7 protein-coding genes and 1 pseudogene are annotated in these 7,822 nt (G+C 44.7%); 3 read left to right on the top strand and 5 right to left on the bottom strand.

The window, feature by feature from the left end; translation table 11 throughout:
- The 5 genes from R7O12_RS19680 to R7O12_RS19700 all read right to left on the bottom strand — a co-directional run.
- Positions 1-1,338, bottom strand: a 1,338-nt coding sequence (locus tag R7O12_RS19680) for a VWA domain-containing protein (protein WP_318085864.1), incomplete at its 3' end; no start/stop codon positions are given.
- Complete coding sequence (locus tag R7O12_RS19685) at positions 1,331-2,335, bottom strand: VWA domain-containing protein (protein ID WP_318103694.1); 1,005 nt, start codon at positions 2,333-2,335, stop codon at positions 1,331-1,333. The genes R7O12_RS19680 and R7O12_RS19685, both read right to left, overlap by 8 nt.
- Positions 2,328-2,804 carry a DUF4381 domain-containing protein gene (locus tag R7O12_RS19690; protein WP_213899113.1) on the bottom strand — a complete coding sequence of 159 codons (477 nt, stop codon included), beginning with the start codon at positions 2,802-2,804 and terminating at the stop codon, positions 2,328-2,330. Before R7O12_RS19690 ends, R7O12_RS19685 begins: the two co-directional genes overlap by 8 nt.
- Before the next feature lie 37 nt (positions 2,805-2,841).
- A complete protein-coding gene (locus R7O12_RS19695) occupies positions 2,842-3,768 on the bottom strand; it encodes a DUF58 domain-containing protein (protein ID WP_025768548.1) in 927 nt (308 codons plus the stop codon).
- A 13-nt stretch (positions 3,769-3,781) separates the two neighbouring features.
- Complete coding sequence (locus R7O12_RS19700) at positions 3,782-4,738, bottom strand: MoxR family ATPase (protein WP_318103692.1); 957 nt, start codon at positions 4,736-4,738, stop codon at positions 3,782-3,784.
- Between the two features lie 310 nt (positions 4,739-5,048).
- Here R7O12_RS19700 and R7O12_RS19705 point away from each other — a divergent pair, with 310 nt between their 5' ends.
- The 3 genes and pseudogenes from R7O12_RS19705 to R7O12_RS19715 form a co-directional block, all read left to right on the top strand.
- On the top strand, positions 5,049-6,965 hold the full coding sequence (locus tag R7O12_RS19705; RefSeq protein ID WP_225466225.1) for a methyl-accepting chemotaxis protein: 1,917 nt from the start codon (positions 5,049-5,051) through the stop codon (positions 6,963-6,965).
- A 56-nt stretch (positions 6,966-7,021) separates the two neighbouring features.
- The gene (locus R7O12_RS19710) at positions 7,022-7,222 is read left to right on the top strand and encodes a restriction endonuclease subunit S (protein WP_005375165.1); all 201 of its coding nucleotides are present in this window, start codon (positions 7,022-7,024) and stop codon (positions 7,220-7,222) included.
- Between the two features lie 246 nt (positions 7,223-7,468).
- Positions 7,469-7,744: pseudogene (locus R7O12_RS19715) on the top strand (helix-turn-helix transcriptional regulator); the annotation flags it as partial.
- Positions 7,745-7,822 lie beyond the last annotated feature (78 nt).

Consider the following 7,822-nt stretch of genomic DNA (forward strand, 5'->3'; position numbering starts at 1 on the left):
CTGTTTTAGCTTTTCTTCTACAACCGATAGGTTTTTCTTCGCGGCTTCAAAGTTAGGCTTTTCCTCTAGCAGTTTTTTATACAAATCAGCCGCATCTTCTAATTGACCATTTTGAGCGAGCGAGTTGGCGAGGTTATAGCGGCCGTTAAGGGAGGCATCATGAGAAAATGCTTCGATAGCGGCTTCGTAGTCACCTTTTTGATAACTGGCGGCTCCTTTCCAGCTTGGGTTTGTAAATAGGTTTTGCGCCTGTTCATACTCACCTTGCTTGTAGAGTTCCGCTCCTTGTTGGTCGGCATTTAAGAACGGATTAGCTTCTGCATGCGGTGTCCACGTTACTGGGACTGCAGTCGCAACTACCACCCAAATCAGGCCGCGTCGAAACAGTAAAGCCGCAGGAAGAAGTAACAACGGCAGTAACCAAAAGCCACTGTTGAGACGAGAATCAGTTTTAACTTCTTCGCTTTGGGTCGCAGAAAGCTGGCTACCAATGTTATTAGTAAAGGCCGCGATATTTTCAACATCACGGTTGGTGTGCTGAATAGGAACAAATAGACCGCCAGTTTTATTCGCTAGCGTCTGTAGGTTTTTCAGGTTTGTTTTCGCTACGACGGTTGTGCCTTGTGCCGTTTTTAGCAGAGAGCCATCGGGCAGCGCGATAGGCGCACCGTTAGGAGTCCCGACGGCAAGAACAGAAATGCGAAACTTTGTACCTTGGACTAAATCTAACGCGCGAGACAGCTCTGACGTATCAAGATCATCCGCTAACACGATGATATCGCCTTGTTGCGTGCCGGCTTGAGAAAACTGGTTGATCGCCAGTTCAATCGCGGCAGGCAGGTTTGCTCCTTGAAAAGGCATCAGCTCTGGTGACAAATTTTCGATAATCCCCGCAAGCGTGCTGGAATCAGTTGTCAGTGGACTTAAGTTATAGGCATCGCCAGCGTAAGCAATAAGTCCAGTGGCTCCCTCTTTCCATTTAGGCAGCAAATCGAGCGCCTTATAACGTGTTTGTGCTAGCCGATTGGGTTTGATGTCTGTAGCAAACATAGAGCGAGACATATCAAGCACCAAGATACGGTTTTGGTTTAACTCAAAGCTTGGTCGAGCATTGGACTGCCAGCTTGGCCCCGCTAATGAAATGCAAGTTATTGCCCAAGCTAAACCCCATAGAGTGAAGTAATGCTTAGACTGCGTGTTTTGTCCGAGCATCCGCGATAGGTGAGGGGCAATCAGTGTGGACTTTTGGGCTCTAAATTTGTGATTAAGCAAGAGTGCAATAGGGATCACGATGAGCCCCAAAAGCCAATAAGGATTGAGGAAAATAAACTCAGCCATGTTTTCTCCTTAATAGGAATAACAATACTGATAATACAAATGCAGCGCTTAATGGATATGGAAACCATTCAGGCTGTGGGCGCCAAGTTTGTGTGTCGCTAGATACGGGTTCTAGCTGGTTGATGGTGTCATAAATCTTTTCGAGCTCTTCTGTATCTCGCGCTCGAAAATATTGTCCACCTGTCACCTCTGCCACTTTAGTCAGTGTTTGTTCATCTAAGTCGGCTGCGGTGTTGACTTTGCGAGTCATGAAAAACTCTTTCACCATCATTTCACCAGCGCCCACACCCACGGTGTAAATAGTGGCGTTGTATTTTTTCGCAATTTCCGCTGCTTCTAGCGGCTCGAGAACCCCTGCAGTATTGCTGCCGTCACTGAGCAAAATCATGACTCGTTGCGGAGCATCACTGTCTACAAAGGTTTTTGTGCCTAAACCAATACCATCACCAATGGCGGTTCGTTGACCAACCAAGCCGATGACGGTTTGATTAATCTGTTGCATGACGGTTTTGCGGTCTGCAGTGAGTGGTGTTTGCAAATAAGCATGGTCGCCAAACAAAACAACTCCGAGACGGTCACCTTTTCTCTTTGCTACGAAATCAGACAGAACTTTTTTGACTGCTGTGAGGCGATCGATATATTCGCCGTTGAGTTCCATGTCTTCCTGCTGCATCGAACCGGACAGATCGACGACTAACATCAAGTCCCGATATTTGGGTTGGAATTCAACGGGATCGCCAAACCAAACTGGACGCGCACAAGCGACGACAAGAAGGCCCCAGATCGCGATTGAAAGCGCTTTTTGCAGGGCTTGCTTAGATTTGCTGCTATTCTCATTAGTTGGTAAGTACGCCAATTTGATCTCGGCTTGTTGAGATTCTTGTGGCAGGAACTTGTATACCAGCCAGGGGATGGGCAACAAAAACAGTGCCCACCACCAGACAAATTCAATGTTTAGCCATTGGGCAAGATCGGTTATGAGTGTTTGCTCAGTCACGGTTATTTGCCTTTTTCTTTGGTGGCAAAGCGTAGGTTATCCAAACGACACAATCGTCTACCAAGCTTTGATGATGCCCTTGGGAGGAATTCTGATACAACGCTTCTTGCCACTGATGTTGTTTGTCTACGAATCGACTCTCTTTGGTATGGCTATCGAGAAATTCATACCAAGCGATTCCGGTTAATGGTGCGATCTCTTCACGCGGAAAGTAACTCAATGCTGCCTGGCGCAATATTTCCAGAGCAGAAGAGGGGGTATGAGGCGCGGTAGGTTGAGTTAAAAGTGTTAATGCTGTCTTTTTTGCGCGTAAGTGTTTTTTACGCCATCTCACATAAAGACAAATGCCGAAAACGAAGAGCAAGGTGGCTGCAAGCACCACCCACCATCCCCAAGCGAGCGGAAACCAATCCGGTGCGTTTGGCAAAATCAAAGGTTCAAGGTCTAGGCTTTGGTTGTTTGTTGTCATTATTATTACTGCTTAATAAATACTGCTTGTCAGTTTGTTAGCTTAATTGTGAAATTAAGGGCCAGCCACTTGATAGCGTGTTAAATGGAATTGCTATCGAATGGCACTGCTGCTTAATGGTTTCTTGATGTTGGGTAAAGTGGCTTTCGAGTTCTCTTCGTTGTCCTTTAGAGCCAAAGTTAAACCATTGACTATGCAGCCCATCCGAAGCTTTCACTTGACCTCTAAAGTCTGTTTCGCCTCTTTCTAACGGATCATAAAACTGAACGGCCCTTACGCTATTGTGTTGTTTGAGTCGACGTAGTTGTGCCAGTTCCGTTGGTGTTACGTGGGCAAAGTCACTGAGCATAATCAATTCGCTGCCTTTTGGGGTGAGCGTATGAAGTGTCTCCAATACTTGTGTATAAGGCAGTGTACGAGTGTCGTTGCTTGCAGTACGAGTTACTTGCGCATTATGTATGTCGACTATGGCGTTAAGAATCCGCAGCCCTTGTCTTTGTAAAGAAGAGGGGCGAAATTCAAGACATTGATGTCCGTCATCAATCACTGCGCCGATGCGATCTTTTTTAGCTAGAGTTAGCCAAATTAGAACACTGGCAAAGTGGGCCAATTGAACGGATTTGAGTACATACTTAGATCCAAAATGTAGACTAGAACTTAGATCAAGATAAAGAATGACCGCTTGCTCTTTATCTTCTGCAAACAACTTTGTATGTGCTTTACCGGTCCTAGCGGTGACTCGCCAATCAATGCTGCGAATATCGTCGCCAGGTTGATATTGGCGTACCTCCATAAAATCCATACCTCGCCCTTTTTGGCGACTGGTATGGTTACCACTCATCTGCGACCAGAGACTCTGTGCTGGTGGTAACCAACGTACAGATTGAGTGCGATATTGGAGCAGCTCTTCAAGGGTTAATGTCACCCCATTCGCATGAGGTGGTAATGAATGTGTAGCGGACATATCACTCACCTGTTTATGCACTGCCAACAAGGTTTAGCAGTTTATCGATGACCTGGTTTGCCGTAATGCCTTCCGCTTGAGCGTGATAACTCAACAATAAACGGTGGCGCAGTACCGGATAAGCCATGGTTTGAACATCTTCCGGAGAGACAAAATCACGACCAGCAAGCCAAGCATGCGCACGTGCACAGCGATCAAGAGCGATGGTGGCACGCGGACTCACACCCATTGACAACCACTTGTCCAACTCAGTGTCATATTCGTTGGCTTGACGTGTCGCCATAACTAAACGGACGATGTACTGCTCTATCGTTTCCGCCATATGAATATCCAACACTTCTTTACGTGCGGTGAATATATCTTGTTGGCTTAACATTGGGCGTTCAACCTTTGCTTCGCCTTTTGCTTCTCCGCGGTTAATACGCAAGATAGACAGCTCATGCTCCGCATCTGGGTATTCCACTTCTAAATGCAATAAAAAGCGGTCTAGCTGCGCTTCAGGAAGGGGGTAGGTCCCTTCTTGCTCTATCGGGTTTTGAGTTGCCATAACCAAAAACAACTCTGGCAGCGGGTAGGTATGACGACCTGCTGTGACTTGTTTCTCTGCCATTGCTTCAAGCATTGCCGCTTGTACTTTGGCTGGCGCACGGTTTATCTCATCCGCAAGAATAAGCGAGTTGAAGATAGGACCTGATTGGAAAGTGAATTCTCCGGTTTCGGGACGGAAGATATCGGTGCCGATTAAATCGGCTGGCAGCAAATCAGGGGTGAACTGAATGCGGTGGAAGTCGCCTTCAACACAGTCTGAGAGTGATTTTACTGCACGGGTTTTTGCTAACCCAGGAGGGCCTTCAACTAAAATATGCCCATCCGCAAGAAGCGCAACAAGCAGTTGCTTTACCAGATCTTGCTGTCCGATGATCTGCGACTCTAAGTATTGCTGAAGAGTTTCGAAGTTAGATTTATGCATGCTTTGGACTCTCGGTATCCATGTGATTTTCGTGTTGAGTATTGGTCATTTTCCATGTGAAAAAAGTTCCAACGCTCTATTGCAATTTATCTTTTCAATATTGGGACGCTACAGAGAATTGCAAGTACGTGCTATCTCTGAAAGTGCTTATTTGACAGTGTGTTACATTTATTTTTCATAATATAATGAGAAATGCCTCTAGTTTTGTACATATGAGCCGATAAAGATTCCGTGGTGTGCGTGTCATGAGATATGCACCTGATTCCCCTTGTGGGGCCAATAACAAGTGATTCTTTTAAAAGGTCCGAATATGTTGAAACTTCATTCCTTGAGCATCAAACAGAAGGTTGTACTTGGCATTACGTTTGCTGTTCTAGCATCAACAATCATTGTTGGTGTTATGGCTCAGCGTCATGCGAGAGATGTATTGAGCCATCGTCTTATTGACATCGAGCTACCTGCGATGTTGCAGCAAATCAATACCGAAATTGACCGCGAAGTTGTCGAAATGCAACAAGCGGCAAAACAGCTGGCTACAAACGAATTTATTGTTGAAGCCCTATCTAATACAAACCGTGATCCGTCAGTAGAAGTTCAGTTGGTTCAGCAGCTCAATAACGTTAAATCACAGTATGGTCTTAATGATGCGTCGGTAGCGAATCGTCAAACGGCATATTACTGGAATCAAAACGGATTCTTACGTCAACTTAACCGAACGCAAGATGCTTGGTTCTTTGGATTTACGTCGTCTGGTCAAGAAACGTCCGTGAGTGTGTTCCAAGAGGCAAATGGCGAAGTGAAAATGTTTGCCAATTTCCAAGATCTTAATGGTACATCAATGTCTGGTCTCTCTAAATCTATGGGAGACATGGTTACTTTGCTCAATGGGTTTAAAATTGAAGATACGGGTTACGTGTTCCTCACTAATGAACAAGGCCAGATTCAAATACACCGCCAACAAGGTAAGAACCAAACTTCTATCACTAAACTATTTGGTAGTGACGCAAGTGCGCTGTTGAACAAAAATAGCTTCAACCTAATTAATGTGGAGTTTGAAGGGCAGGATACTTTTGTTTCTAGTTTGTATGTTCCTTCAATGAACTGGTTTGTTATTGGCGTGGTTCCCGTTGATGAAGTATTCGCAGACCTGAATGCGACAGCTAAAAAAATGCTGTTTACGACCATCATTGTTGCCGTTGTATTCATCCTCATGGGCGTATGGTTAGCAAACAGCATTACGAAACCAATCCGACTGATTGCCGATCGTTTTACCGACCTTGGGCAAGGTGAAGGCGATTTGGCGCAGCGTATTGAAATTAAGGGTAATGATGAAATTGCTCAGCTTTCAAAAGGCTTTAATGGATTCATTGAGAAGATTCATGCCACGATGAAAGAAGTTGCTTTAACCAGTGGCTCATTAAGTCAAGCGGCAGAAAGTGTGTCAACGAAAGCAACATCCACACACGACAACAGCCAAGAGCAGCGTGATCAAACCATTCAAGTAGTTGCAGCTATCAACCAAATGGGTGCGACCATCAGTGAAATTGCATCGAACGCTGCTACCGCTGCTGATACGGCAAATCAGGCTTCAGATAACACTCAAACTGGTCGAGAAGTTGTGATGAAAGCAAAAGAGGTGATCAGCCGCCTAGCCGATGATGTTGAAACAACCAATATTGTTGTTACGCAGTTGGCATCGACAACCAAAGATATTGGCTCGATTCTGGGTGTAATTCGTGACATCTCTGAGCAAACGAATTTACTTGCGCTAAACGCTGCAATTGAGGCTGCTCGTGCTGGTGAGCAGGGACGTGGTTTTGCGGTTGTTGCTGATGAGGTAAGAAACCTAGCTTCACGCACGGCTGATTCTACAGAAGAGATTCAGCGCATGATCAATCAGCTTCAAAGTGACGCACAAGACGCGGTAAGTGCTATGGAAGCGGGCAAAGCGGTCACCATTGAAGGGGTTACTTCTACCGATGAAGCAGTCGAGGTATTAATCAGTATTTCTGAACGAATCACCGACATCTCTGATCGTAATACACAAGTTGCAACGGCGACGGAAGAGCAATCCACGGTGGTGCATACCATTAATCAAAATATCGAAGAAATCAACGCGATAAATGAAATGACAACCGCGACAGCAGAAGAGTTGGCGGATGCAAGTCGCGATCTTCAAGCGCTCTCTTCTCGTTTAGACAAGATGGTTGGTAGCTTCAAGTTATAGAGTTGGATAGAATAGGCGAAGTTTAAAAGTTCAATCATTAATTTTAGGTAAGTACTATGAATGACTTCGAAAAAGAACTAGAGCAAATTTCTCAAGAAACCGCTCAGGAGCCAGAAGTAAAACTGCCGTCGCTAGAAGAGCAAAAAGCGATCGTCGCTGAGCTGAAAAAGCTGGAAGCGGAAGGTAAGCTGACGCCAGAAGTGTTAGAACAACACTTTGGTAAGTTTAACCAAAAAAACGCAGTTCCAATCCACTAAGTTAGGTGGTGTTTTACCTCTAACGTGCGTGATTAAATCACCTGCTCAAACACAAAAAGGGAGTTTATACTCCCTTTTTTAATGTCTGAAAAATGCTAATACCTCTCACATACTTGCCACTTAAAAATTATTGACATTTCAATGAGTTATTAATTAGTACTAGTGATTTTCATACTTGACAATACTACCGCTCTATCTAAATCTATTGCGTATTTCAATAAAAACGACCAAGGGAATGCGATCAGGATGGAGCAGCAAAAAAAAAGAAACGTTATTTTAATCACGGAGGGAAGTCTACAGTCATCTCTGTTGAAAGATGTATTGGAGACCAAACTCGGTATTAGTGTTGCTCTAATCACGCCAGATAATCTGATTCACGGAGTGTTACATGAATCTCTTTCATCAGCCATTATTGTTGATTGCAGCGTGATCACGGATGAAATTTTTCGCCGTTATGCGGAGTTTAAAGCGGCCAAGCAGAAAGACACGCTTGAAATCTTAATTAATTGTGAGCAATCCATATGGCTTTGTTGCGTAATTCGGACAGAAAACCAAGTCGTCCGAAATTGAATAATTATCAAACAATATACTGAGTTTCAG

This window comes from Vibrio sp. Vb1574 (assembly GCF_033338675.1).